This window comes from Aerococcus sp. L_32, assembly GCF_050689315.1.
Genome location: NZ_JBOEQF010000291.1, coordinates 1 through 2,485, shown reverse-complemented (window position 1 = coordinate 2,485; position 2,485 = coordinate 1). Strand labels below are relative to the sequence as shown.

The 2,485-nt window shown below is 35.4% G+C and carries 2 protein-coding genes; one reads left to right on the top strand and one right to left on the bottom strand.

From position 1 onward, the window contains the following. The first annotated feature begins 540 nt into the window (after positions 1-540). Positions 541-1,929: an MFS transporter gene (locus ACRCJ0_RS11945; protein ID WP_419971250.1), complete on the top strand. Its 1,389-nt coding sequence runs from the start codon at positions 541-543 to the stop codon at positions 1,927-1,929. Positions 1,930-2,163: 234 nt separating this feature from the next. Here ACRCJ0_RS11945 and ACRCJ0_RS11940 read toward each other — a convergent pair. Then, positions 2,164-2,485: Crp/Fnr family transcriptional regulator (locus ACRCJ0_RS11940; RefSeq protein ID WP_431390553.1), on the bottom strand; the 322-nt coding region annotated here is incomplete at its 5' end.

The window sequence follows — 2,485 nt, the reverse complement described above, 5'->3', positions numbered from 1 at the left end:
CAAGAACTTAACAGATAAAGTAGCTAACATGACCCATATTGCATGGGCAACTGGTGGGTCAATGGTACCAGCAGACGAGCAAGTTTTATTCTACGAAAATAGTAAAGCCAATCACTAGTGTGAATCGATAAGTCGAAATCACTATAGAAGAAAAGGGTAATTGAGTGTCAAAGCTCACTTACTCTTTTTTATTTTGCCCAATTTTTAGCAACAATTGCTCTCAACCTATATCTCAAAAGGTAAAATATTGCAAAAAAATTATCAGATTGCAAAAAGAGTGTTTTTAAAAAGAACAACTTTTGTTCTTAAAAGTTGTAAAATTTGTCCAAAAGCCGGAGTTTAAATTAAAGTTGTACTTTAAGAATCTTGTTAAAACCTACAATCCTTTGATGTTGCTTAAAAATAAGTTTGCAATTTTAATAATAAACCGTTTACATTCTTGACGATATTGAGTACAATATCAACTATAAATAAGTGCACTAATTAATTTATATTGTGAAATTTGCAAAAATCACTTAAGACAAAATTGTGGAGGTTATTATGAGTCAAGAAAATAAATTGAGAGTAAGCCGTTCTTTCGGCATGCGCGACAAGCTAGGTTATTTGATTGGGAATATCGGTAACGATCTAACATTCTTCCTTGCTTCAAACTATTTCATGGTATTCTATACAAACGTTATGGGTGTTTCACCAGCAATGGTTGGTACACTATTTGGTATCGCTCGTTTAATTGATGCTTTTACTGATGTTGGTATGGGTGTTATTACGGATAATGCTGTTACAACTCGCGTAGGTAAATTTAAACCTTGGTTACGTAGAATGGCTTTTCCGGTCGGAATTGCAAGCGCTTTAATGTATAACAGTTTCATTATAGACTGGACACCAACAGCTAAAGTTATTTATATGTTTGTTACTTATTTATTATGGGGATCAATTTTCTATACTTCAATCAACATTCCTTACGGTTCATTAGCATCTGTGATATCTGGTAAATCAGAAGACCGTGCGAACTTATCTACTTTCCGTTCAATGGGATCTACTTTAATCCAATTTAGTTTAGGTTTCGTTGTACCATTAATTGCCTATAGTGCAGACGGTAAAGTATTAGCTGATAACTTCATGTGGTTAGGTGTTGCCTTAGGTTTAGCCGCTGCTTTATGTTACTTAGCTTGTTACGGTATGGTTGAAGAACGTGTTGAATTACCACAAGGTGAAAAATTCAGTGTCGGACAAATGTTATCTGACCTTGGTGAATTGATTAAAGACCGTGGATTCTTAGGTTTAATGTTCTCTACAATGTTTATGTTGGCTGGTTTAATCTCATTAGGTCAATTATTACAGTACATGTACTTAGACTACTTCCAAAATACACGTATCTTAACAATTGCCACTGCAGGTATGACTTTAAGTGCTTTATTAATCGCACCATTTGTAAGTTCAATTACGAAAAAATTTGGTAAAAAAGAAGCTGGATCATTCGCCCTAATCGGTGCAGGCTTAATCTATGTCATTGCTTTCGTATTAAGAATTCAAAATCCATTAGTATTTGCCATCTTAGTTATCGTTGCTGGTATGGTTATGGGTTACTACACTATGGCAATGTACTCTTACGTAACAGACGTTATTGATGACTTCTACATCAAACGTGGTACACGTAAAGATGGTACAATCTACTCAGTTTACTCATTTACACGTAAAGTAGGTCAAGCGATTGCTGGTCTCTTAGCCGGTGCTTTACTAACACAAATTGGTTATGTTTCAGGTGCTGAACAACAAACTGCTGAAGTAGCGAATAGTATCTACAGCCTTGGTACAATATTACCAGGTGGATTACTATTAGCAGCAGGTTTAATCTTGTTATTCATGTATCCGCTAAACAAACAAAAAGTAAACGAAAATACACGTATTATCGAAAGCGAAACCAAATAATTCTTTTTGTAAAATGAATGCTTTATTCAATCATTCATGAAAACGCTTCATTATAGAACGTTCTTAGTTTTATCCGATGATCAGTCATCATCAGGTTAACTAGGGGCGTTTTTTTCTTGGCTTTTTCAATTAAAGAATGATTCGTCATTTTGCAAAAAGCACCGAACCTTTCCAACTAAAGTGAAGGTTCAATGCTTATAGACGTTTATGAAGTTAAATTTAACTCAATACTTCTCAACAAAAGACTTCAATCTGATGGTTATGCCGTTCTTTAATCTTGCCTTCATCAGCTAATTGATGCAGGGACCGGCTAAGTGTTTCAGATGACATGCCTAAAAATCCTGCTAAAAACCGCTTCGTTTCCTCGTGATAGAATATTTGGTGGCCATTCACCAACTCGGCTTCCTTACAAATGAAATTGAATAACCGGTCTTTTGCGGTACAAGTAGATAACAACATGGATTGCTCTTCTGAAGCGTGTAGGCGCTGAGACAGGGCTTCAATCATCTTAAGGGATAATTGCGGGTAGTCCACCAGCAGTTGTTTAAATTGTTGA

Coding starts and splice junctions, on each gene's coding strand:
- ACRCJ0_RS11945 (WP_419971250.1), top strand. CDS start 541: ATGAGTCAAGAAAATAAATTGAGAGTAAGCCGTTCTTTCGGCATGCGC.